Source organism: Robinsoniella sp. RHS, assembly GCF_001029355.1.
Classification (GTDB): Bacteria; Bacillota; Clostridia; order Lachnospirales; family Lachnospiraceae; genus Robinsoniella; species Robinsoniella peoriensis.
This window is the reverse complement of record NZ_JNGB01000020.1, coordinates 49,894-75,232: the sequence shown is the minus strand read 5'-3', so window position 1 is coordinate 75,232 and position 25,339 is coordinate 49,894. Positions and strand designations below refer to the sequence as shown.

Here is a 25,339-nt window from a genome sequence, read left to right as displayed (position 1 = left end):
AAGAACAACACCGGGAGGTAGGTATATGTTACAAGAAGAAAAGAGTGCAAAAATTAATATGATCCGTTTTACAGACTCGGACAAAGATATTCTGCGCACCCTGGGGTATCGAATCGCAGAAATATCTGACGACAGCAGAAACGCATTACGTGCAAAGAACTGGGCTTTATTAAATGACAAAAAATCCGTAAAACCAATGGTCTGGATCAATGAAGTTCCATGGCATGAATTGAATGTGGATGATGAATTAACGTTGAGATGCCGGCAGCCCTGGGCCAGAAAGTTAGAGGATAGCCTGCGAAAAACAATCTACCAGTGGAATCATTTCCCTGGAGATATGGTCGTTAATCCTTATATGGAATCTCCACTTGCTATTTCGTCTACCGGTTTTGGAATTGAAGAAGATGTGACCTGCGTATCTACTGATCAGGATAACGACGTAGTATCCAGGCATTTTAAAATCCAGATCTCGGAACCGGAAGATATCGAAAAGATTAAAATGCCTGTTGTTACACATGACATTAAAGAAACCGAAGAAACATTTGCCGCCATGAATGAAATATTTGCGGATATTCTTCCCGTGAAAAAGGTGGGAAGAAAGCACATCTGGTATACACCCTGGGACTACCTGGTACGATGGTGGGGTGTACAGGAGGCAATTATGGATCTGATTCTCCGCCCGGATATAGTGCATGACATTTACGAACGCATGGTACAGGCATGGATGAAGGAAATGGACCAGCTGGAAGCCATGAACCTGCTTTCACTGGATAATAACAATACCAGAATCGGTTCCGGAGGATATGGCTATACGACAGAACTTCCCGGAGCTGACTATGATTCTTCCCATGTGATGGCGAAAAACATGTGGGGCTGTTCCAACGCACAGATTTTCTCTACCGTCTCTCCCGAGATGCATTGGGAATTTGCCGTAGAACACGACTTGAAATGGCTGGAACGCTTTGGCTTGACCTATTATGGCTGTTGTGAACCGCTGGATATTAAAATGGATATACTGCGTCGTATCCCCAACCTTAGAAAGGTATCAGCATCTCCCTGGAACAACAGTGAAAAAATAATAGATGCAATTGGTTCTGATTACGTAATCAGCCGAAAGCCTAATCCGGTAATTGTAGCAGGAAATACCTTTGATTCCAATCAGGCTGAAAAAGATCTGCGGGACTTTATGGCCCTTACGGATAGTGGATGCCATGTGGAACTTATTTTCAAGGACATCTCCACGGTGAGATATGACCCGAAAAGACTCTGGGAATGGGAAAAAATTGCTATGCGCGTTGCAGAGGATTATGCAGGGTAAAACTAAAATAACAGGGATTTGTAATTTTACCCAATTACAAATCCCTGTTATGGTATGCATTTATCGATACATTTTTAGCTGTATATCATCTGGTTCTGTCATCCAGAGTATAGTCTCCCATACCTCCTGTCCGTCATTTTTCTGTCGTGCTCCCGGAGTACTTCTGCCATTCAAAATATATTCTTTTAACTGATGACGCAGTTCCTTTGCCAGTTCTGGATACTGCTCTATCACATTTACACGTTCTCCAATATCCTCTGATAAATCATACAGCTGGAACCTGGGAAGATTTTGATCCTCCTCTCCCGGTTTGGGATCTGACCAACCGCCGGAGCCGGGACACATTTCCAGTTTCATCATCCCTTTTCGGATAGAAAGGGAACCATCGATACTCTGGTGTACCACATCTCTGCGGACCTCCGGTCCTTTCGCATCTTTCCAAAGCGGCAGATTGCTGACACTGTCTTCTCCTGCATTTTCCGGCAATGGATAATCAAAATAATCAGCCAGTGTGGCCATCAGATCACAAAGGCAGACCACCCGGTCACATACGCCTCCTGCCGGGATCAATTCCGGCCAGTGCATAATCAGCGGAACTCTGTGCCCACCTTCATAGATATCTGCCTTTGTACCCCGGAATACATAGCTGGGATTGTGTCCCGCTGCTTTTAACTCTTCGTAATCCGCCATTGGGGAACACCCGTTATCCGAGGTGTATAGAATAACCGTATTTTCTAAAAGCCCCAGTTCTTCCAGCTTTTTCGTAATTCTTCCGGCTGCGTCATCACAGTGCAATACAAAATCTCCATAAGTATTCGTTCCCGATTTGCCCAGGAACCGTTTTGCCGGGAGAATCGGTGTATGGGGCGCAGGCATGGGAAAATAAATAAAAAAGGGATTTTCTTTATACTCTTCTATCTTATCCAGTACCCTGTCTGTGAGTTCATCCAGAACATTTTCATGTACGAACCCCGGTGCTGCAGGACCTTTCCTCCAAAATTTCTTGCCTGTATTCTGGGTCTCATGATCCGGCTTTGCCGTAAAATGATCATTCTCGATATAGACATAGGGAGGCATATCCAGAGATCCGCTGATTCCGAAGTAATAATCAAAACCATGTTCCACCGGAGATCCTTTTATTTTTCCTGCGTAATCCACTCCGTCGCTTGCCCCAAATTCTTCCGCTTCCCGGAAATCTTCGAATTTGGCAAAATCCATTCCAAGATGCCATTTTCCGATCATTGCCGTTTGGTATCCCTGTTCTTTTAAAAGATTCGCCACAGTCATACGGCCTGGCTCCAGAAGGGGGGCTGAATATCCTCCCACAACATATGATTTCAGCCGGGAACGCCAGTTATAGCGTCCCGTCAAAATACTGTATCTGGATGGAGTGCAGACTGCGGAAGATGCATGAGCATCCGTAAAACGTATGCCGTTTTCGCACAATCTGTCCAAATTAGGAGTCTGAAAAGGACAATTTTCGTTGTAAGCCGAGATATCTCCATAACCCATATCATCAGCCAGAATATAAATCAAGTTTGGGCGTTTCTTTGGTTTTCCCATCCTGTTCTCTCCTTTCCCGATTAAATTACGGTTATTCCTTTACGATTCCATAATTATTTTCAGCCGACCAGCCATTTTCTGCCTTCACTTCGTCTAGTACCTCTTTATAAGAATCATTTACCATCTTTCCAAATTCTCCGGTTGATAATCCGCCCTCCAGATACTGCTGTCCTGCCCGATGGAAATAAGTACGCAGTTTTTCATTAATGCCTGTATAATAAGCCATGCGTAAGGGTTCTTCCGTAATAATAAATCCGCTTAAGCTGTCCGGAAGTTTTGTTGTATTTGCCAGCGGAATTCTACAGATGCCGTCAGCAAACTTTTTCTGGATGTCCGGTGAAGACATATACTGAACAAATTTAATTGCTGCTTCTAATCTGGCATTATCCCCTTCCAGGTTTTTATTGATTGCATAAATGATATCCGGCTGTCCGCCCAAAATTACGGATTTCCCCATTGCATATTCTGATGTATCTTTTGTAATGACCGGAACCGGCATTACTTCATAATTAAAGTCATCCCCTACGGCATCCTGAATCTGGCTGAGATTTGTTGAAAGTGCCTGTACCATTGCAACTTCGCCTCGCATAAACATATCCAGCGCTGATTTTTGATCCAGTCCATTGTAATCACTGGTCCAGTACTGTGAAAATTCCTTCATCATATCAAATCCTTTTTCCAGCTGCGGACTTGTAAAATCAATTTTTCCTTCATCGAATCCTTTTGCGATTTCTCCTAACTCAATATAGCCGTTACCGGACTCGTCCAGTTCTTTAACAAGCCCTTCATCCAGCTGACTGGAAACAGAGTTGTTAAACCAGAGCCAGGAAAGATCTCCAATTGTTGCATTGGGGAATCCAAATGGTATCGTTCCGGAATCTTTCAGTTTTTTACAGGCATCCATAAATTCCGCCCATGTCTCCGGTTTCTTCACACCTGCTTTTTCAAACAAATCCATGTTACAGAAAATACGAACCACACTGGTTGAAGATGGATAGCCCGGAACCACATTGTCCGGAAGTTCCATTCTTTCTAATATAGAATCCGGGAGGGTCTCTCTCCAAGGCTGTCCGGGATCATAAGCACTTTCTTTGTCATAGAGATCTTTAAAATTATACAGCCAGCCACTGTCATAATCCGAAGTGATATTATATAAAATATCTGTATACACATCCGGTCCTTCTCCCGCGGAAAACTGTGTTGTCAGCCAGGTTCGGTAATCTCCCGTGGGTATGGACTCAAACTCCACCTGAATTCCGGTATCATCTGTGAATGCTTTGATAATATCCTGGGTAAGCTGGTTAGCCTTTTCGTCCGTACCCAGATCCTGCACAAACTTTAGCGTCACATTTTCTCCACCGCCTGCTTTCTTTTCACCATCCGCCGACTCATCTTTTTTAGATTCCTCCCCCTGATTTGCCTCGCTTCCCGCCTGGGTATCTTTAGCCGCACCGGATGCTTTACCGGTTTCTTTGTCACCGCCCGATGCTCCGCATCCTGCCAGCAATCCAACCGCCATAGCCCCGCTTAAGAGAACTGCAATTATTTTTTTCTTCATTTTCATTTCCTCCTTTTTATATAAAGTCCGGCCCACATGAACCGACCCTATTTCTGCTTTCATTAGTTTCTTTAACTATCCGCTCTTTTTTCTGGACGCGCTTATCCTTTCACGGATCCCTGGGTCAATCCTGCTACAAAAGATCTGCTTGCAAAACAGAACAGGATGATCAGCGGCAGGGAGGCAATAATGTATCCCGAAAACAACACACCATTTCCGTCATTCACTGAGGTTACCATTTTCGTCAAAGCTACTGCAATCTGCTGGGTTTTCTCTCCTGTCGCTGCTACCAGGGGCCAAAGATAGTTATTCCAGGCAGATAATCCTGTCATAATCGTCATCGTTGCTATGATGGGTTTTGAAAGAGGTGCTGCCACCTTCATTAGAATTGCCATATCTCCCGCCCCTTCTATTTCGGCTGCTTCAAACAGACTTTTCGGCAGTCCTTCCATTGAACCTCTGGTCAGAAATGTCCCCATCGCAACACTGTAGGCAGTAGGCGGTAAAATCAGCCCCCAGTACGTATTATATAACTTTAGTTCCGATATCTGGATGAACTGGGGAATCAGCATTACAAATCCCGGGATCATCAGCATTGCTATAATACCATAATATAATACCCTGGAACCTCTAAATGTAAATCGTACAAATGCATAAGCTGCCAATACCGAAAGTATAATAGTCAGAATAATCACTGCAAAAGTAACAACAAAAGAGTTCATCATTGGTCTTGCTACCTGGGATAATGCTTTTTCAAAATTTACGAACCTCCACTCCGCTGCAAACATAAAAGGATTCATAATTATTTCTTTCTGAGGTTTAAATGCATTGATTACTAACAGGTAAAACGGTGATAAAGTCAGGAGCAGTAATAGGCCAAGTACTACTCTGCCTGAGATTTTTGCAAATAATTTCATACGTCCCTCCTTCTATTCTGATAAGTCTTCACTCTTTAAGAATTTATTGTTTAAAACGGTTAGAATCATTATGATGATAAATAAAATGATACCAATGGCTGATGAATATCCCATCTTTTTGTATGTAAAGCCCTGTTCGTATAAATAAACTGCCGGAACCATGGTAGAAGTCACTGGTCCTCCCTTTGTCAGAATATAGATCGATTCAAAAATCTGCAGGGAATTGATGATAGCCAATGTAATCATAAGCTTCAGCTGTCCGGAAACTAACGGCAAATCCACTTTGATAAACCGCTGTAAAATATTTGCTCCATCGATTCTGGAAGCTTCAAATACATCCCTGGAGATTGATTGTAATGCTCCGAAGTAAATCAGGAACTGCATCCCTCCCAGCATAGACATTCCAAGCCAGGGAAAGCCGATTGCAATAATAGATCCAAGTGCTGTCTTCGTATCTCCAAGCCAGGGACTCGCCAGATTAGAAAGGCCGATGTTATGAAGCAGAATATTCAGAACTCCGTTATCTCCTGCCAGTATCCATTTCCATAACAAAATGATTACTACTCCGGGAATTACCATTGGAAAAGTAAATGCCGTCCGGATAACATATTGCTTTTTCGCCGATTTAATGGCAAACAACAACTCTGCAGCCAAAAGCGGAATTGACACAACGATTATGATATATGCGATCATTACTTTCAATACCGTTACTAATGATCCCAGGAATACGCTGTCTTTAAATGCTGCAGCATAATTATCCAGCCCCACAAACACATTCAGGTTACCTCCGTTCCAATTAAAAAAGGACTTTTCAATTGCCATTCCAAAGGGAATGTATTTAAATGTAACCAGAAAAATGTATATTGGAATCAAAAACAAATAAGGTTTAATCATTTTAATCCAGTTTCTCTTTTTTTTGCACTTCTCTTTCCTCCTTTTGTACATCTTGTACGTTAATCAAATTATATCAATACTATTTTTATATATCTTTGTATTATTTTTCTGTGTTTGGTGTACTATTTTTATATGAAAGCACAAAAAAAAGGTGTGTATGATAATTTTACACACCTTTTTGTCCATATCCAATTACCGTAATATTCGTTTATCTCTTAATGCATGATGTTTTGTCTTTTTGGGTAATAATAACGCGGCTGGCTATACCCTCTTCACTTTCAATCCGAATACCGCAGTCCTTCCCATAGAGAAGCTTAATTCTGTCGTTTACATTGATTAAAGCAATCCCGAACCCTTTATTCTCAGGCGTACGGATTTCTTTGGAAAATGAATTCAACGATTTATTCAACATATCCAACTGCTCTTTTGCAATTCCCCTGCCATCATCCGAGACAATAAGGTCCACATAATTCCCTCTTCTTACCACACTGATATCAATTATTCCCTTATGCCCGGGCTTTGGTAAAATTCCATGTACCCACGCATTTTCCACTACCGGCTGTATCAGCAGTTTTACCGTTTCCAGCATCTCATCTTCCTTGGTAACATGCACTTTCAACTGCACACAATGGTCATAACGCTCATTAATGATCGCCAGATAGGATCTCACGTGATTCAGTTCTGCTTCTAAAGTAGTCCTTGATTCCTTACAATTAATGCTGTAACGCATCATATTCGAAAGATTCTGGGTTAGATTCGCAATGGTATCAATCTCTTCGATCTGGGCAATACAGTAGATATTATCCAGTGTATTGTATAGAAAATGGGGATTAATCTGCGCCTGCAATGCACTGATCTGTGCCTGTTTTTCCCGCACTTCCGACAGGTATATCCTTGCCCCCATTTCCTGAATTCTTTTTTTCATTTTGTTAAACCGCTGTGCAATATGTCCGATCTCATCGTTAGAGGAAACTTTGATAAAGGCTTCCGGTTCCTCCTCCATCGTATCCATAAAGTCATTCAGTACCTTAACCGGCATCATCAGCCGTTTGGATAAATACACGGATACCAGTATCCCCAATATTGCGCAGGAAATAAAGATCAGATTAATGGTCTGTACTAGATGATGGACACTTTCAAACAGAACACTGTTAGAGTCCACTGTAGTTACCACCCACTTGTATCTTGGTATGTACATACTGGTAATAAAGGATTCTTTATCGGAAATGGTAGTATAATTCTGGTCCTTCGCCTTTTCTTCCGGTTTTTCAATTCTTAGGGCAATTTTATGGGCACTCTCCTGGGCAATATGCTGACTGAAAATAACATTTCCCTCATAATCCGTAACCACAATTCCCCTGTCCTGTGAATCCAGCTGACGAAAAATACTGGAAATCTCCGAAAATTTTACGGATGCCATGATAAACGGAACATAATCATCCATCCCCTTTGAACTTCTTGGAATCCGCTTTAAATAAAGCAGAACTTCTGATTTACTTAGGCCCGCTGGTTTATAGTCTTCTTTTACCGGACCATAGATAAAATCATTTTTATTCATTTGGGCAAACTGTTGGTACCAATCCGCTTCCTTAACGTCAAAACGGTTTAAGTACATTCCTTCTCCTACATAGACATGATGATCTTTATCATAGTAAATCAAAACTCCATTTACCACATTTCCCAGATTATTAATATAGATATTGTCTTTTAAATCCATCTCAAAATCAACCTGGCTTTTTAGGGTCTGAAATGTATAAGGTTCTTCACCGGAAAAACAGATGCTCTCAAATAATTGCTGGTTATTACTGTTAGCCACATACTGAGCCACACGATTAAATATTGCATCCAGATCATAGGTGACTTTCGCCATTGCCTGTGAATTGTAATTAATAATCTGTGTTTTTACAAATTTAGTATTAAAATAATTAACCGCCGTAGAAATCCCAACCAGCATCACAAGGAGCAGAATGATATAGCTGGACATTACCTTCCAGTGCATTTTACTCTTTATCTTCTTAAACATGCTCTTCTCCATACAATTCCCTGTTCAGCTTTGTCTTATATTCTGTAGGACTTTCTCCTGTTACCTTTTTAAAAACCTTTGTAAAATAATGCTGATCCGGATACCCCACCTGCGCTGCTATATCCCAGATTTTCCCTTGAGTCGTCATCATTAATTCCTTCGCCCGTTCTACCTTAACCTGCATAATATAGGAGGTCAGGGAAATACCTGTTCTTTTCTTAAAGACTGTGGACAGATAGGCTTCACTTAAATGATATTTTAAAGCCAGACCGGAAAGAGTATATTTTTCACTGTAGTTTTTTCTGATCGTATCCTCAATATCCTTGATCACATCCTGAATATCTACAGATCTGGCTGCATCTCCCGCGGACTGTTCCCTATCCGCCGATTCTTTATGCCCTTCTTCCGTTATATGCAAATCTGCAGTTAATTCCTCTATACACCTTTGAATCGTATTATTCAATACCTGCTTATCCACCGGCTTTAAGAGATAGTCAACTGCCCGGTAGGCTAATGCCCGTTTCACGTACTCAAACTCATCATACCCGGAAATCATAATAATTCTCGTCTGCTTCTCTATGGCATAAATTCGTTCGCAAAGGGTACATCCATCTTCTGTGGGAAATTTCACATCTGAAATCACGATCTGGGGACGGTACTCTGCAAATAGTGTCAGGGCATCCTCTACCGTATCCGCCTCCAGAACCTGTGTTTCTCCCACTAACCGGCTTTGGTCGATCATCTTTATAATACCCTTACGGATCCATCGCTCATCATCTGCTACCAGAATTATCATATGTATCTCTCCTTTAAACACTTTATACTAACTATATCCTGCTTTTTACCGAATGTCTACCGGTAACTCTGATTTTATAAACACGTTCTGGTGTTTCGCTGATTAAGGGACGCTTTGTAGATAGATGTAGTGCGCTGAGTCACTAAAACACGCTTTAACAATAACAAATAAAATAATCCTGATAAGAAATATTGCATTCCTCTTTTGCCGGTACAAAGAAAAGTTTCTGCAAAACAGCCCTGCGAGTTACTGCACTCTCCTGGGCTTTCATCAGAACAGACTTAACCTGATAATCGGTATATATATGCAGTAATATTTCACGCATAAGTTCCCCGAAAGGTTCTTCCTTTTCATATTCCGGAAGAATATCTATGCGCAATATTCCCATCCACTTATCATCCACGGAATATTTCTTTGAAGGACAGATTTCAATTGTCCCCACTGGCTTTTTCCTTTCCTTATCCACAATGGTTAGTCTCACAAAATCCTGAGCTTCATACCGGCTGTCCCAGTAGTCCATACATTTTAAAAAGGATTCATAATCCGTATAGTAAAAATCATCATTGCAGCTGTCCCCGTTAAAATACCTTGCAGCCTCTTTGTTGGAATAGCATAAAAACAAATCTTCACTGTCTCTTATTTCCATCTTCCTCAGGAAAAAATGTTCTGTTTCATAAGACGGACATTCCGTAAAGACATTTTTGTTACTCATATAAAAACCACCCTTCCATTATTAAATATTCCAGTTGTACAACATTTAAATATTCTCGGATACTTATTTCAAGTATAACAGAACATCTGTTCGATGTAAAGACTATTTTTGATGTTGCATAATTTATTTACTGTCTTTTTCTTTTCTGCAAATGTATAATAAGGTAAAACAAAAGCTTAGGAGGAATTGCCGCTGATGTACTCAGATAGCAGTCTTCCTGTTCCAACCAGTAAATAATATACATCAACATTTTTACGCAAAAATATAACCTCTGAGCTATCGCTTTATCACTATTTGTATAGCGTGCAATTATGCGATAGCTTAGAAGTTATATTATAATTCTGTTGCCCTCTTTTTATTTTCATACATTTTTTTATCTATTTCACGCAGGGCATCCTGGATATCATTGACTGCCCGATAATGAGTCATACCATAGGCAAAACTGATCTTGCGTTCTTTTAATTCTCTGATAGATTTTTCAATTGCGTCCAGTAACACTGTTTCATTTTCTTTTTTAGCAATCAGCATGAACTCATCGCCCCCGGTGCGGTAGACGGTAGCAATTTTCCTCATGTTTTTAATAATGACTTCCGAAAAAAATACTAAGGCTTTATCTCCTTCTTCGTGTCCGAATGTGTCATTGATATATTTAAAATTATTAATATCAATTAAGCATAACATGCAATCTTGTTTACTCTGGATTTTGCTGACTGCCAGATTAAACATTTGACGGTTATATGCTCCTGTTAAGGAATCAACAGCAAAGAAGTTAATATTCTGCGATATGTAATAAATAATAATGCCTAAAGCAGAAAATCCATAATTCAAGCAATAGTATCCATAATTAACTTCTAAAAAAATACTTAGAATAATGGTTGCCATGATGGCTGCGATGGTTATCTGCTCCGTCTTCTTTCCTTGATCATATTTCTGTGCCGGAAAAAAAATCATCAGCATCAGATAAAATAAAGTGGTCGCAGCAGGCAGAAAAAATAATATTCCCCGGTCATAGCTGTTATCGGTGCTTATGTAAAATACGATGTTTACGAAGATACTGATAAAACAAATTCCTGCATTAATAAATAATGGTATATAATATATCTTTTTAAATTTGTCTTTATAAAATATTCGCATCAGCAGCATGGGTATAATAGGACCGCATGAAAAGTTTAGAAATGATGTAATTCTTCGCAAATACCAGATAGAAAGATTGGCTTCCCATCTGAACATATAATCTAATGAGGTGATTACAATCAAACCCAGATTGATAATGACCGCACTCTTGAATAAACGGTTCTGTTCCTTACTAAATAAGTAATTAATGCTAATCAGATATAACAAGAACAACAAACCGGTCAGGGGAACGGCATACGAATATATAAGCGTACTCATAATACACCTGCTCTCTGGGCTTCTCATTTAAATCCGCCTCTGTATTTACCATATATTGGTCTTGATCATTATATCAAAATAAAATTCATCTGTCATCCAGTATTTATTGGGACGATTACATTTACTATTCTGTCATTCAATATTAAATGATCAATATTAAATTATCAGCTTGCCGTTTCCCTTTTCATCTTCCACATCGCAAGTAAAAAACTGCAGGCACATAATCCTGTAAAAAGCAGAAGCACAGGCAGTATCCGCACAGCAGAAACTGTTTCCCCCATGATCAATCCACGGATTGCATTTATGACATGGGTAAATGGATTGATATTCACCAGGATCTTCAATCCACCCTTAAGATTTTCAGACGGAAATAACGCTGAACTCAGGAAAAAGACCGGCAAAACAATAGCCGTCATTATAGTTTCATATATCACTTCATTTGGCAGGCACAGACTGATTGTATATGCAGCTCCCGCCAGAAAAAAAGCGGTCAGAAACACGAAAACTCCAATGAGCAATATTCCCGGAATCCCATTTTCGAAACGTACTGAAAAGAGGAGGCTGATCACGCATAAGATAAAAGTTTCCAAAAGTGATACGAATATCGCTTCCAGCATTTGTGCCAGTACAATGGAACTGCGCCTCACCGGTGAAATCAGGATTCGGTAAAAACTGCCGTTATTTTTCATGAGGAAATTCATGATTCCGCCGCTGCTGCATGATGAAAATGTTACCAGGAACATTACACCCGGCAATATAAACGCCGTATAGTTCTTGATGCCGGTTCCTCTCATCGTAGAATCGGCAACCACGCTGTATAAAACCAGCCATAACATTGGCTGAAGAATGGTAATAATTATGGTAAATCTGTTTTTAAATCTCCATTTTACATTTCTCCACAGCAGATTCAGCATAATAACCCCTCCTCACTGTTTTGGGAACCATTGAATGCCAGAAAAATATCTTCCATGCTTGGTTCTGCTATTTCAATTGCGTCAAATAAGATTTTCTCTTTTAATAGCCATTGACTTAGCGATGTAAATGCTTCCCTTTTATTGCTGACACTCAGGGTAACCATATGGCCTCTTCTGTCTGACGCGAAAGCGAAACCGGTTTCCATTAATAAAGGCAGATGTTCTTTTGCTTCCTTTGAAGTTGGAAAGGTGATACGAATCAGGTTCTTGCGCAGATACTTTCTCAGACTGTCAGGTGTTCCCTGGATCAATTCTTTTCCCTCCCTGATAATGCAGATAGAATCACTGAGCTGCTCTGCCTCTTCTAAATAATGGGTTGTAAGGAAGATGGTAGTACCATATTTCTCACGGATAGCGAGGAGCATCTTCCACAGCGCATTTCTGGACATAACATCCATCCCTGTCGTAGGTTCATCTAAAAAAAGAATTCCGGGATTGGAAATCATATTCATTGCAATATCCAGCCTGCGCTTCACCCCTCCTGAATAAGAAGAAACCGGATAATTTTTATAGCCGGACAACTGGAATGTTTCTATCAGCTCTTCGATTCTCTTTTCGGCAGTTTTCTTTTCAACCCGATACAGCCTGCTCTGAAATATCATATTTTCCATTAAGGAAAGGTGCTCATCTACTGATATTTTCTGGGAAACGCAGGCAATCTGCGTCCTGATCCAGTCTGCCTCACTGCACAAATTTTTTCCAAATACCATTACCTTTCCGGAACTAGGCGTATAATATGTGGTGAGTATCTGGATGAGGGATGATTTCCCTGCACCATTTTCACCCAGCAGAGAAAAGATTTCACCGCTGTTTACGTTCATATTCAATCCATTTAAGGCACAGACACCGTTTTTGTACTTTTTGACCAAATCCCGGATTTCAATTGCAAACATACTATTCCTCCTCACCTAACGGAAAAATGATTTCCGTCACATACTTATCCGGATTTCCTTTTAATAACATTCCGGGACCTTTTATATAAACCTCCCGAAATGGCATTTGTATAGGCAAAGCGCGCTCTTTTGCATATTGTTCCATAGCAGCATATGCATTTCCCAATGTTTCATAAGGACCAAGATGGGTTGTGCAAAGTGCACGTATCCGGGGCATCTCTTTTATTTCAATCCCATTTCCTTTTGGTTGTTCATTCGTAGGAACACATAATTCCATCTCGGCATATTTTGTATTCGGGTCCATTTTATAAAAGCAGAAAAATGGAGCTCCATTGGACCTGCCGCTGATTGACTTGAACACATTGGGAAATACTTTATTCGCTTTATCTGACATACCTTTATAGCGCATAAATGCAATGCGTATCGGTTCAAATTCCTTTATTTCTATGCTATAATTCATCTGTTATCCTCCGATTTTTCTTCGTCCGGCTTCGTTACTGCAATCCAGATCTCTGCTTTGCTGCTCATTTTGTTACCGGTCTGCATGGGATACACCTCGATATCCGGCAGGTGGGCATATTCGTAATTGGAAAATGGAAGCCATTCTGTCAGGAAGCGCCTAAATATTGATTGTATCGAATCCCGATATGGATCATTCCCTTCAAAAACTGCCCAGGTAGCCGCAGGAATCTCAAGCTCCGTCATGCCTTTTGGCACCACCCTGTCTGAGCGGGCCGCAATATAGTAATAGATATTCCTGGGATCTTCATAAGAAGAGATTCCAAAAATGTCAGAACCATTCTTTTCTGACAGACAACATATTTCCTGATATGCCGGACTATCCAGCATCTTTTTCCAAAACTTTGGTACCATATGAAAATTATATTCTGAATCTTCTTTTAAGGCTGTCCTTACTCCTATTACACGAAATGCTTCTTTTTGCTCTATACGGTACCTCATATTTTCACCTCCTGTTACTGTTATGGAAAAGCTAATCCGGGGATAAGCACTCAGCATTGTCCCTTTTACCCGGGCTGCCGTTGGTGCTGCACCGTGAACACTCTGAAATGCACGGTTAAAAGATGTGGGTGACTGATACCCATATTTCATCCCAACATCCATTACTTTAATATTGCTTGCCTGCAATTCAAATGCCGCCAGAGACATTCTCCGCCTGCGGATATACTCGGATAAACTAATTCCTGCTATGTAAGAAAACATGCGTTGGAAATAGTACGTGGAGCAACAGGCTAATTTTGCCGCCTCGTCATAAGATATCTCACCTTCCAGATTTTCCTCTATATAATCGATTGCCCTGCTGAGCTGCCGCAGCCATTCCATCTCACCGCCTCCTTTCTGTTTTACAGTTTAGCATAATATAATTTTTATATCCTCTCTTTTGATGTCATCTTCGGTAAGAATTAAATTAGCGAAACCTGTCTTGCTTTACCCATAGAAAAAGCTGCCGGCTTCTATCTCCGGCAGCTTAATAGAATTCAGCTGCATTAAATCCCAATCTTCAGCATCTCCCCTGTCACTTCCTCTGTACGGCCTTCAAAATCTCTTCCGTCAAATTTGGGTAGCCGCAGTTCACTGTCTATTTTACCATCCTGCATAAACAGGACACGCTCTGTCCTGGCTGCTATTTTAGGGTCATGGGTTACCAGCATTACCGCCGTTCCTTCTCTATTGATTTTAGAAAAAATATCCATGATTTCCTGCGCCGCATTGGAATTAAGTGCACCTGTGGGCTCATCCCCAAAGATAATTTTGGGATCGCACATTAAGGCACGGCATATGCCGGCACGCTGAAGCTGTCCTCCGGATACCTGTGTGGTATCACGATTTTCCAATTTCCCGATTCCAGTCTTCTTCATGAGCATCCTGGCTTTTTCTGTAAGCTGTTTTACTTTTTTTCTCCTGCCCGGCATGGATGGAAGCATAATATTATCCAGAATATTGAGGTTTTTCAGCAGAGTCGGTTGCTGAAATACAAATCCCATTTTGGTTCTGCGGATATCAGCCAGTTCCTCTTCCCGAAACCCAGCTAAATCTATCCCATCAAACAGAACCTTTCCGCTGTCGATTTCATCCATGCCGCTCATCGCAAACATCAGTGTAGATTTTCCGGATCCGGACGGCCCCATAATTGCAACGAACTCTCCCTCTTTTACAGAAAGAGAAACTCCGTTTAAAACATTACATTTTTCAGCTCCGTTTCCATATGATTTAACAATATTTTCACCGGATAATATATTTTTATTTTCTTTCATGCGCTACTCCTTTATATTGTCGGATATTTTGATTTGTCCTGCTCCTTTGGTGCCGATAATCGTTGCGATCAGTACCGTGCATACCATCATCAGCGGACATAAGAGGTAGGCTGAAAATGGATTGACCACGAACTGAAAAGACGAAGCGCCAAATGAAGATATTACCAGACCCGCGATCAATTCACCAAGTGTATTTGCCAAAATAGTACCAAGTACAATTCCAATTAGCAGAACGAATACTGATCGGAAAATATACTGTTTTATAAGATCTGAATTTTTAAATCCTACCGCTTTCATTACAGCAATGGCATATCTGTCTTTTGCAACCAGCATTTTCATAAACATCAGCGTAATTAATGCGGTTATGAAAAGAGATGCAGCCATTGCCGCAAATGAAGCCTTTCCAACGGAACTGATCAGATTTCCAAGCGTCTGATTCACATATTCATCAATCTCTGAAACTTTCGCATATGCAAATTTCTGCGCATATTCGGCTCCTTTTTCCGCAACGAAAGGATGATCAGCAAGCTTTGCAGAAAACATACTCCACATGATATCCGGTGACTGGTCGCGAAAAGAGGCTTTTGAAGTTTTCCCTCCATTAGTTATGTCCGAATACAGCCCGCAGACAGTTAGTTCTTTTACATTTCCATCTATTATCAATGTAACCACATCACCAACCGTTTTTCCAAGCTCTTCACTGTTCAGAACAGACAGTGCGATTTCGTTATCACCGGAAGGTGCTCTGCCTTTTGAATACTGAACCGGGAAAACCGAATGATCTCCCAGCTCCACTTTTATGCGTTCTTCCAGTCCATTATCCAACTTAACCGGAAAGGTTTTCGTTGTCAGAACCACATATTTTTCGATATCCTGATCTGACTTCATTGTATCAAGAATCTCTGCTGTTTTTTCAGGAATATGGTCGGTCTGCTGCAGGTCAATCCGTATATCACATTTTCCGATGCCCATATAAGTAAAGAAATTTTCTCCTGAAATAGTGTTGTAAAGGTTCTGTGGAACAATAACAATAAATGCCGCAAGAACCAGCACACCCAGCATCGTACCATAAATCCCCTTTCTTGCCAGAACATCTTTCACTCCAAGAAACAGATTTGTATCCAGCAGCCGGTTCTTGCTCAGACTAAAATATTTCGTCCCGGCGGCTTTCTCCCTGGAAGTTCCAAAACGAATTGCCTGGGCAGGAGATATTTTCCGAAAGCGTCTCAAGACACCGTTTACATAGGCTATGATCGCTGAAAATACAGCCAGTATCCCGATGATGCCAAAAAGCAGGGCAGCAAATTCATTTTCACTTTCTCCCATATACAGCCGGATATTTTCAAGCAGCACCCCTTTAAATAGAAAAGACAAGGCGAATCCTAGAATTGATCCGGTCAATGCAATTACGATATATTTTATAAGATAAATTTTTTTGATTTCCGATACACGAAGACCAATGGCTTTCATCACTCCAATTTCCCGATAATCGTCTTCCATTTTTGCAAGGAGCGTAAAACGTATACACATGAATGCAATTGCCACTGCCAGTACACTAACCAGCAGTATAATCCCGATCATCATTCCATCGGAGACTGCATTAATCGTTTTAAATAACGGGTAGGTAATCATTGGACCGTTTGCTTCCATCCCTGCATTGGTATATGCTGTTTCAAATGCGGATAATTTGGAAGCATCTTTTAATCGAAATTCGATCAGATATTCACTGCTTCCTGTACCTTTCAGAACCTCATAATCCTGTTTGCTAACCAGAAAACGCTTGGAAGATGAAAGGGTAGAATTCATCTGTGAATCCCTTAGAAACCCTGCAACGATAAACTCTTTACCGCTTATCACCGCCTTGTCACCCACTTTTACCGTTTGATCCTTCCCATAGCAAATCGGAACATAAATCTCTCCATCCGATACGTGAATAACATTACCGCCCAGATCCAGCAGAAAATCAAATTTTTCACTCTGCACGCTTAAACCATTATCCTGAACATTATCGGAGAGAGAGTTTTCACCAAATACCATTTGTGATCCTTCTATGCCCAGGAACTCCAGCACCTGAAATTCCTCTACATTTTCATCAGCGGCTGCAAACTCAGCCAGACGCTCCATATTAATTTCACCGGCATGCATCTGCATAAAATGAGGCGTCTTCGCCTGGGTCATCAGGGTATCAATAGCACCAAATAGATTGACCCCCAGTATTGCTGCCAGTGAAACCAGCATTGCTGCCGCCGCCACAAAAATTACAGTCATCAGAGTTATTGCCTTACTATTTAACATGTCGTTTCGGATAATTCTGTCATTCATAAATTTCCCTGCTTTCCGATTTTTTTCATGGGAACTTCCCCCATATTTTCCTTGTCTATGCCAAACATCTGCATCACATACATAAGACTACCCTCTTTAGCTCCCAGGAGCCTTTCCATATTAAAAATCAGTGCCTGGATGCGGGAAATGCGGTCTTCTTCGGACAGATCCACCATATCACCGTCAAAAACCATATTGGTATATGCAATAATCATTTCCATACATTCATAGGGAAAAGGTGTGTAAAACATCCCCTGCTCAATCCCCTGGCAGATAATACCGGATAATATCCCCGGAACACCATTCAGTACAACCTTTTGTATTTTCTGATGCATAAGTGCATTTTGCGGTTTATGTATATGTTCAATTATTTTCTTACCGCTCCCGCTTCCTATATTCAATGCCATAACAACGCGTACCATGCGTTCATCCACCGGAATGCTCTTATCATCTGCAATCTTCCTGGCTCTGCTTAAAAGACGCACATTATAGCGGTCAATCAAAGCATTCATTATATCCTCTTTGGACTTAAAGTGATAATACAGTGTCCCCCTTGCTATATTGACCTTGCTGAGAATATCATTCGTACTTGTTCCGTCAAATCCTTTTTCTCCAAATAACTCGTCTGCAGCATCCAAAATTTCATTTCTGCGTTCCCCAGCTTCTTTAACGACCCTCATTTATTTTCCTCCACTTTATCTTTTCATTTTATAGACCGACTATCTGTCGGTAAGGTGATAGTAACATGTTCATGTGGAAACGTCAAGGTAAATAATAATAATAATTCTTGACAAAACAATGTTCTGTTGCTATTATTATAACAACAGAACATTGTTTTGTAAGAAAGGAGAAAATTATGTCCCGAATTGTAAAAGCGCCGGATGTGAGGCGGCAGGAACTTATAGGAATTGCGTTGAAACAATTTTTAGAAAACGGCTATGAAAAAACGTCCGTTCGCTCTATTTTGAAGGAAGCAGATGGAGAAATTGGCATGTTCTATCACTACTTCAAATCCAAGAATGAGATCTATGAAGCCGCTCTAGAAAATTACAACGAAAAATACATCGCAAAATTAACCGAAATTATCAATTCAACCGGTTTGAGTTTTCAAGAAAAGCTGAATCAATTATTTACCCTCCTGCCAGGTTCTCTTACCGAATATAAACTGATGTATACTGAAAAAGTAAATCCCGATATTATGTCGATATTGCATTCCAGAACATTACTAAAAATAGTTCCTTTGTTTGAACGGTTAATTCTTGAAGGTTTAGGAAAGAAGATTATGAATGCACCTGTACCAAATATTCATTTGCTAAGTCAATTTATTCTGTTTGGTATGAGCGCCGTTATACACGATACCGAGATAAATTCTATGGAAGAAAAAATCAGACATATCGAATCTCTTCTTTCTAAAATATTGGATACAGAGATGGCAGTATTAAATTAAATTAAATTAAATTAAATGAAATGAACCAAGATAATGAACCTATATAATAAATCAATATACAGGAGGTAGCATAATGAATTTTCCAGTAGGCTTTCATGATTTCCATAAGGATACGGTTTTCAATTTCCAACTGAATAGATTTTATTCATTCGGTTGCTTGAGTTATGATACAGTTTCTGAAATAGGCAGGGAGTTAACAGATTTTGAAAATTGGCATAAGTTGTTTTTCAGCAGGGCTGAGTCATTTCACAATAATGGGGATTTGGTCGCCTCGGCCACATGCCTGCGCGCGGCCCTGTTTTTTATGCTGGACGATGAGGACGACGTCAACAAACAGCTGCAAAAGTCTCAGATCTATGAGCAATGTATGAACGAATACCAGGCCGCTTATAAAGATGCCGGACTAACATATGTCCGTGTCCCTTTTGAATCAGGTTATTTTCCCGTCATATACAAGTGCCATACCGAAGAAAGCAAAGGCGATATTGTCATACATGGAGGATATGATTCCTTTATTCAGGAATTTGTCCCGCTTTTGCAATATATATACTCTCAAGGATTCAATGTTTACATGTTTGAAGGATTTGGCCAAGGAGAGGTTTTAAGCAGATGTGAAATGAAAATGAAACCGGAATGGGAAATCTGCACCAAAGTAATTTTAGATTATTTCCAGTTAAATGAGGTGACTTTAATCGGTATTTCTTTAGGCGGATATCTGGCGGCGCGTGCGGCGGCTTATGAGAATCGTATCAAGAGGGTTGTGTTATACGATTTAATTTATGATTTTTACGGAGCGGTTTTAGATAAAGCGCCGGAGGAGCTTCAGAAGTTGATAAGTAATTTATTGGAAGTCCCGGATAGTCCGAAATGGAAGAGTATAGAGGAAATAATGAAAGTAAATCTATTTTCACTTTGGCTGTTTCAACAAGGCCGCCATGTTTTTGGTAATATCACAACTCTTTATGATTACTTCAAATGCATTAAAAATTATAATACCATAACACTCTCACCATTGATTCATCAGGATGTGTTAATTCTCGCGGGCGCGGAGGACATCTATACTGTTTATTTTGAAAAACAATTGAAAGCTCTCACAAACGCAAAATCGGTAAGCGGACGAATCTTCACGAAAGAAGAAAACGCGTCGCATCACTGTCAAGTTGGTAATGTGCAACTGGCTTTGGATTATATCCTTGCCTGGATAGATTTGAAGCTTTAAGGATTTTGAACTAATCACGGAATACGTGCCGTACTGAGTACTCTGATGCAAACAGCTGCGGTTTTAGCTGCCGGAATCAAAGGCCGGATAAAATTTGCGCAAATTTTATTGACAAGCCTTGCTCTCCTATTTTATAATAAAATAACAGGAATCACAGATGCTTATAAATAAAATTTAAAGAATTGGAGCTACTACTATGGCAACAATAACAGACATTGCTAAAATGGCTGGTGTATCTACCTCTACCGTATCTCACGTTGTAAATAAGACCCGATTCGTTAGTCCGGAACTTGTGGAACGTGTAGAAAAAGCAATCCAGGAGCTGGATCATCCGCCTAATTTTGTAATCAAAAAAAACAAATCTCTTACGCAGTCCGCAACGGATACCAAGTACATCCTCTTTCTGAAATCAAACCGGAAGAGTAATTTTCAGCAGCAAATCGAAATACAGGCTGAAGCCCTTTTAAAACAGACGCCATACACACTTTTATCTTTTGAGTACTCATACGATCCAAACAGATTGGATATTATTAACCGTTACTTAACTAATGCACCGGAAGCCGCAGGTGCCATTGTCTTTCCTGATGAAGAAGAAACCATTCAGGAATCCTTTTTGAACCATGTAAATTTCCCTGTTGTAATTCTGGGCAGAGAACTGGAAAATTATAAAGCGGACACTATTGTATCTGACAGCTGTGATGGGGGATATAAGGCAACCAGACATTTAATTAAAAACGGGCACGAACAAATCGCTTATCTGGGATCTTCCCAGGACCGTTCACCCAAAAGGCTGATGGGATTTATGCAGGCGCTGCAGGAGTACGGAATCGAAGCGAACCCTAAATATATCGTGACCAATCTGCACAACTCACAGGATATATATAATGTGCTGAACCAGCTTTTTACAGGATATGATGCACCCACTGCCATACTGGCAGCAAATTATTCTATTCTGCTTCCATTGCTGCACTATATGGATTCGCACAATATCAGCTGCCCGAATGATGTTTCCCTGGTGGTATTCAATGAGTTTGATTGGGCGGCACTGCATAATCCCCCCCTTACAACGGTAGAGCAGAATACTGCTGAAATCGCAAATTTGGCAGTTAGTGCACTGATCGAGCGCATTAATTCCCCTACATTGCTGCCCTGCAGAAAAATAGTCATTCCCTCCAAGTTAAACGTCAGAGATTCCACCTGCGGCATTGGACGGGGACCTTTCGGGGAAAAAGCAGAAACTATTGAATCCCTGGCTCTGACGCCTTCCGAAGAACAGACCCTGCGGGAGAAAAATTACACAGCTGCTATTTCTTTCCACTATGCCGGCAAAGCATGGATGGAGCTGCATCAGAAAGGAATCCGTGATATCTTTGACAATCTGGGCATTTCTATCATAGCGATTACTGATGCCCACTTTAACCCGGAACTGCAATGCAGACAACTGGAAAGCCTTAAGCTTTTGGAACCCGATATTCTGATCGCCATACCGACAGATAATGAAAAAACTGCCCATGCCTTTCAAAATATTACCCATAGCTCTTCCCGGCTGATTTTAATTACCAATGTCCCGGATGGACTGACACCGGATGATTATGTCTGCTGTGTTTCTGTCAACGAGCACTCTCACGGACGCAATATGGGACACGGTCTGGGCGAATATATGCAAAAGCACGGACTCACAAAGCTGGCATTTATCAAACACGGCGCCAATTTTTACGCTACCAACCAGAGAGACCGGGCAGCCGAACAGGTAATAACCGAAGAATATCCCGATCTCCTGATCTGCGGTACGATTGCATTTTGCTCCGAAGAAGACGTATTTAAGCAAACACTGGATCTGGTAAAACGACATCCTGAAATCGAAGCACTCTATGTTTCATGGGAAGGGCCTGCTATGGAAGCAATGGCTGCCTTAACCCAGATGGAACGCACGGACATCGCCATCGTAACCGGAGATCTGGATTATTCTATCGCTCTGAATCTGGCAAAAGGAGGGATGATCAAAATGATCAGCGCCCAATGTTCCTATGAGCAGGGACAGGCAATCGCCATGGCAGCCGCCAACGCTCTGCTTCATAAAAAGACACCTTCTTTTATCGGCATCGAACCAATTGTTGTCACACCGGAAAACCTTTTAAAATCCTGGAAGAAGGTGTTCAAAGCGGAGCCTTCTACTGCATTAAAGCTGGCACTGAAGGAAAATCCTAATTATATTTTTTCAAAAGAGTAGCCTTGCAGCGCACTTTTAGCAAAACATTATGAATAATTTGGGGTCAGGTGAGTAAGTGATGCTGTCCTAAACCCAAGCAGAGCACCGGAAACCGGTGCTCATAACATGCATAGCCAGAGGGCTTTACAGCCTCAGTAATATCCATTTCAAGGGATATACTGTTATGCCAAACTATATTCCTGATATAGATTTTCTCTTATATCTTTATCCGTTACCGCTTTTTTCAAATCTATGGTTCGGTTATCATTTATTAAATGTAACGTTAGCTCTGCAAACATCCGTTCTCCTTCCACTCGGCCTTCCACCCGACCTTCCACACGCCCTTCCATTCGGCCTTCACTTCTCATATCTTCAAATGTTTTACACATATCGTATTCCTCCTTATCATTTACCTGCGCCTGTTCTATTATCTCTTACATCTTTGAATCTTCACCCAATAAGATAAAAATTATCTCTATCGTTTCCCGAAGCAACTTACTGTATCTGATCCTGTTCTTCTCCACATGGGCTTTCATTTGGCACTTGTCATCAGCATATTTTATAATGCCAAATACTTCTCTTAAGTCTGTTTGAAAATATTCCAGATGCGCTATCCGTTTTACATCCAAAACATTTAATTTATAGTTCGGCAAATATGGAAGGAACTTCTCCAGATCACCGGACAGCTTTACCTGGTCTGCATAATTCATAGCATCATACAGCATATTACGAATTACCATTGCATAATGAACATGCTCCTGGTTTTCACAGGCAAGAATTAGAAAATCTGCCCCAAGAGCTGCTTTCTTAATGATGTCACGGTTTCTGCGTACTGACCTTTTAGCGGCATCCGTTTTACCCGGCAGATATTCCTGTGCTGAATCCAGCGGAACCAAATCTTCGGCGTGTATGATTTGATTTCCGTTAAAACACGCTCCGTTATATAAGTCTGCGAAGTGTTCCGGCTTGCCCAGAAATATTTTTGCTGCGATATCTTTTTCTTGTGTCATAAATTCCTCCTATTCATTCCGAATACAAAGACACAAAAATTAATAATCAAATCTAAAGGGAAACTGTACTGAAAATGTACCAGATTAGTGATGAGCCTTAAGAATTTTTGAAGTAGAAGTGTTTTTGAAATGTATCTCTGTATTTCTTTTTTACATTATACAACACTTATATCATTATTTCAAGTTCTATTTTTATTTTTAATCGCAACATTTTCTTAATAGATTTTTTTATAAATAATATGTTATATTTTGCCCGTATGCAGCAATCATTCTTTCTGCGTATTTTAAAATGAATAGTCTGGTTAAAGCCTTGATCTGCTCAAAGAACAAGGAACATTCTGCACTTGTTCATTACCATACGCTCCCAAAACACAAAACGTTTTTACTTAGTTAAACCCAAATATAATATGAATAGTTGTTCCCTTATAAACTGTTCGCCTGTAGTGGCGCATATGTCATCAGAAAACGCGAAAAACGAAATAGATCATGTACACACACCCGTACATAACCTATCCCGCCTTCTCTATCATTAAATCCTCCGGCATTAAATAATTATTCCATTACTTATTCATAATCCTGCCCTTATTTCAGCGCTTATTCCTGCACCTTCTCCCACTGCCTGCTGCCCGCAGATTTTGCTACCGCTGCACAAACTTTCTCAACTCCATATCCCACGGAAAATCTGGTAGAAGGCTGCTCTCCGTTTACAATTGCACTTACAAAGTCAAACATTTCAATCGCCTTCAGCTCTCCATAGCCGATATTCATGCCCGGAATATTCCAGGTTGCATCTCCATAAAAATGCGCGGGACCCGTATAAATAGTTTTAAATCCACGCCTGTCATCGGGATCGTTTGCCCAGCAAACCTGCAGTTCATTAAGCCTCTCATAATTAAAACATACGCTGCCAAGTGTTCCATGAAGTTCCACAGTAATAAAATTGTTCCTTCCCCATGCATTTCTGGTGGCTTCAATGCTTCCCACTGCACCGCTCTTGAAACGAACCAGAAATGAGTCTTCATCATCTACATCCACCGCCTCTTTCTTTGCATTGGAATCCATCTTGACTGTTCCCAGAAGGTCCGTTCCCCCTTCCTGTACCGGCCTTTCGGTAATATAAGTCTGCATCATAGACACTACTTCATCAATATCTCCTGCCAGATACTGCGCGATATCGATTACATGGGATGCAATATCTCCCAGAGTACCTGCTCCGGCCACTTTTTTCTGAAATCTCCAGGACAACGGTGAGGAAGGATCCGCAGACCAGCTTTGCAGATAAGTACATCGTACATTCAATATCCTGCCAAGAGAACCCTCATCGATGAACTTTTTCGCAAGTACAAGTGCAGGCACCCGGCGGTACTGATACGCATTCATGCTGATAATCCCCTGTTTCGCCGCTTCTTCTGCTGCATTTGCCATTTTTTCTGCATCTTCCAAAGTAGAAGCAATAGGCTTTTCACAGATCACATGTTTCCCTGCCTTCAGAGCAGCAATGGCGATTTCTGCATGGGCATTGTTTGGCGTACAGATACTTACAACATCTATTTCCGGATCCTGAATAATTTCCCGGTAATCGGAACACCATTTTTCAAAACCAAATCTTTCTTTTGCATCCGCAGCAATTTCTGGTTCAATATCACAAATTGTTTTCATAACAGGCATTGCCGGTGCCGGCCAAAATAGTTTTGGCAAATTTGAATACCCCACTACGTGTGCTTTTCCCATAAATCCTGCTCCGATTAAACCTACATTTAATTTTTTCATTGTCATTTTCCTCTCTGTTCAATGTGTTTGAACGCTCAATTTTTATCCT

The 25,339-nt window shown here is 40.7% G+C and carries 22 protein-coding genes; 4 read left to right on the top strand and 18 right to left on the bottom strand.

Features of this window, described 5'->3' with window-relative positions; translation table 11 throughout:
- Positions 1-25: 25 nt before the first annotated feature.
- Positions 26-1,318, top strand: a complete 1,293-nt coding sequence (locus tag RHS_RS11070) for a hypothetical protein (protein WP_395022073.1) — start codon at positions 26-28, stop codon at positions 1,316-1,318.
- Positions 1,319-1,378: 60 nt separating this feature from the next.
- Here RHS_RS11070 and RHS_RS11065 read toward each other — a convergent pair whose 3' ends face one another.
- The 15 genes from RHS_RS11065 to RHS_RS10995 form a co-directional block, all read right to left on the bottom strand.
- Positions 1,379-2,881, bottom strand: a complete 1,503-nt coding sequence (locus tag RHS_RS11065; RefSeq protein ID WP_395022070.1) for an arylsulfatase — start codon at positions 2,879-2,881, stop codon at positions 1,379-1,381.
- Between the two features lie 31 nt (positions 2,882-2,912).
- A complete protein-coding gene (locus tag RHS_RS11060; RefSeq protein WP_047833201.1) occupies positions 2,913-4,439 on the bottom strand; it encodes an extracellular solute-binding protein in 1,527 nt (508 codons plus the stop codon).
- A gap of 101 nt (positions 4,440-4,540) precedes the next feature.
- Positions 4,541-5,356, bottom strand: coding sequence for a carbohydrate ABC transporter permease (locus RHS_RS11055; protein ID WP_044294850.1), 816 nt, complete (start codon positions 5,354-5,356; stop codon positions 4,541-4,543).
- 12 nt (positions 5,357-5,368) lie between these two features.
- A complete protein-coding gene (locus RHS_RS11050) occupies positions 5,369-6,250 on the bottom strand; it encodes a carbohydrate ABC transporter permease (RefSeq protein WP_047833200.1) in 882 nt (293 codons plus the stop codon).
- Positions 6,251-6,458: 208 nt separating this feature from the next.
- Complete coding sequence (locus tag RHS_RS11045) at positions 6,459-8,273, bottom strand: histidine kinase (RefSeq protein WP_047833199.1); 1,815 nt, start codon at positions 8,271-8,273, stop codon at positions 6,459-6,461.
- Positions 8,266-9,069, bottom strand: a complete 804-nt coding sequence (locus RHS_RS11040; RefSeq protein WP_047833198.1) for a response regulator — start codon at positions 9,067-9,069, stop codon at positions 8,266-8,268. The genes RHS_RS11045 and RHS_RS11040 overlap by 8 nt, the downstream gene beginning before the upstream one ends.
- A gap of 154 nt (positions 9,070-9,223) precedes the next feature.
- The gene (locus tag RHS_RS11035) at positions 9,224-9,781 is read right to left on the bottom strand and encodes a GNAT family N-acetyltransferase (RefSeq protein WP_027292868.1); all 558 of its coding nucleotides are present in this window, start codon (positions 9,779-9,781) and stop codon (positions 9,224-9,226) included.
- A gap of 333 nt (positions 9,782-10,114) precedes the next feature.
- Positions 10,115-11,173: a GGDEF domain-containing protein gene (locus RHS_RS11030; RefSeq protein ID WP_027292867.1), complete on the bottom strand. Its 1,059-nt coding sequence runs from the start codon at positions 11,171-11,173 to the stop codon at positions 10,115-10,117.
- Between the two features lie 164 nt (positions 11,174-11,337).
- The gene (locus RHS_RS11025; RefSeq protein ID WP_047833197.1) at positions 11,338-12,087 is read right to left on the bottom strand and encodes an ABC transporter permease; all 750 of its coding nucleotides are present in this window, start codon (positions 12,085-12,087) and stop codon (positions 11,338-11,340) included.
- Complete coding sequence (locus RHS_RS11020; protein WP_027292865.1) at positions 12,081-13,040, bottom strand: ABC transporter ATP-binding protein; 960 nt, start codon at positions 13,038-13,040, stop codon at positions 12,081-12,083. Before RHS_RS11020 ends, RHS_RS11025 begins: the two co-directional genes overlap by 7 nt.
- A gap of 1 nt (position 13,041) precedes the next feature.
- A complete protein-coding gene (locus RHS_RS11015) occupies positions 13,042-13,500 on the bottom strand; it encodes a GyrI-like domain-containing protein (RefSeq protein ID WP_027292864.1) in 459 nt (152 codons plus the stop codon).
- A complete protein-coding gene (locus RHS_RS11010) occupies positions 13,497-14,381 on the bottom strand; it encodes an AraC family transcriptional regulator (RefSeq protein ID WP_027292863.1) in 885 nt (294 codons plus the stop codon). Before RHS_RS11010 ends, RHS_RS11015 begins: the two co-directional genes overlap by 4 nt.
- Positions 14,382-14,545: 164 nt before the next feature.
- The gene (locus tag RHS_RS11005) at positions 14,546-15,313 is read right to left on the bottom strand and encodes an ABC transporter ATP-binding protein (RefSeq protein ID WP_047833196.1); all 768 of its coding nucleotides are present in this window, start codon (positions 15,311-15,313) and stop codon (positions 14,546-14,548) included.
- 3 nt (positions 15,314-15,316) lie between these two features.
- A complete protein-coding gene (locus RHS_RS11000) occupies positions 15,317-17,635 on the bottom strand; it encodes an FtsX-like permease family protein (protein ID WP_047833195.1) in 2,319 nt (772 codons plus the stop codon).
- Positions 17,632-18,315: a TetR/AcrR family transcriptional regulator gene (locus tag RHS_RS10995; RefSeq protein WP_047833194.1), complete on the bottom strand. Its 684-nt coding sequence runs from the start codon at positions 18,313-18,315 to the stop codon at positions 17,632-17,634. The genes RHS_RS11000 and RHS_RS10995 overlap by 4 nt, the downstream gene beginning before the upstream one ends.
- Before the next feature lie 176 nt (positions 18,316-18,491).
- Here RHS_RS10995 and RHS_RS10990 point away from each other — a divergent pair, with 176 nt between their 5' ends.
- From RHS_RS10990 to RHS_RS10980, 3 genes are all read left to right on the top strand, one after another.
- On the top strand, positions 18,492-19,082 hold the full coding sequence (locus RHS_RS10990) for a TetR/AcrR family transcriptional regulator (RefSeq protein WP_047833193.1): 591 nt from the start codon (positions 18,492-18,494) through the stop codon (positions 19,080-19,082).
- 73 nt (positions 19,083-19,155) lie between these two features.
- A complete protein-coding gene (locus tag RHS_RS10985) occupies positions 19,156-20,301 on the top strand; it encodes an alpha/beta fold hydrolase (protein WP_047833192.1) in 1,146 nt (381 codons plus the stop codon).
- Between the two features lie 196 nt (positions 20,302-20,497).
- Positions 20,498-22,531 carry a LacI family DNA-binding transcriptional regulator gene (locus tag RHS_RS10980; RefSeq protein ID WP_047833191.1) on the top strand — a complete coding sequence of 678 codons (2,034 nt, stop codon included), beginning with the start codon at positions 20,498-20,500 and terminating at the stop codon, positions 22,529-22,531.
- A 161-nt stretch (positions 22,532-22,692) separates the two neighbouring features.
- Here the strand turns inward: RHS_RS10980 and RHS_RS10975 are convergent, their stop codons facing one another.
- The 3 genes from RHS_RS10975 to RHS_RS10965 all read right to left on the bottom strand — a co-directional run bounded on the left by RHS_RS10975 (position 22,693) and on the right by RHS_RS10965 (position 25,290).
- Positions 22,693-22,899 (bottom strand): hypothetical protein, encoded by a 207-nt coding sequence (locus RHS_RS10975; RefSeq protein WP_047833190.1) that lies wholly within the window; start codon positions 22,897-22,899, stop codon positions 22,693-22,695.
- Between the two features lie 45 nt (positions 22,900-22,944).
- Positions 22,945-23,520, bottom strand: a complete 576-nt coding sequence (locus RHS_RS10970) for a hypothetical protein (protein WP_047833189.1) — start codon at positions 23,518-23,520, stop codon at positions 22,945-22,947.
- Positions 23,521-24,114: 594 nt separating this feature from the next.
- Entirely contained in the window at positions 24,115-25,290 is a 1,176-nt protein-coding gene (locus tag RHS_RS10965) for a Gfo/Idh/MocA family protein (RefSeq protein ID WP_027292845.1), read from the bottom strand.
- Between the last annotated feature and the right edge of the window lie 49 nt (positions 25,291-25,339).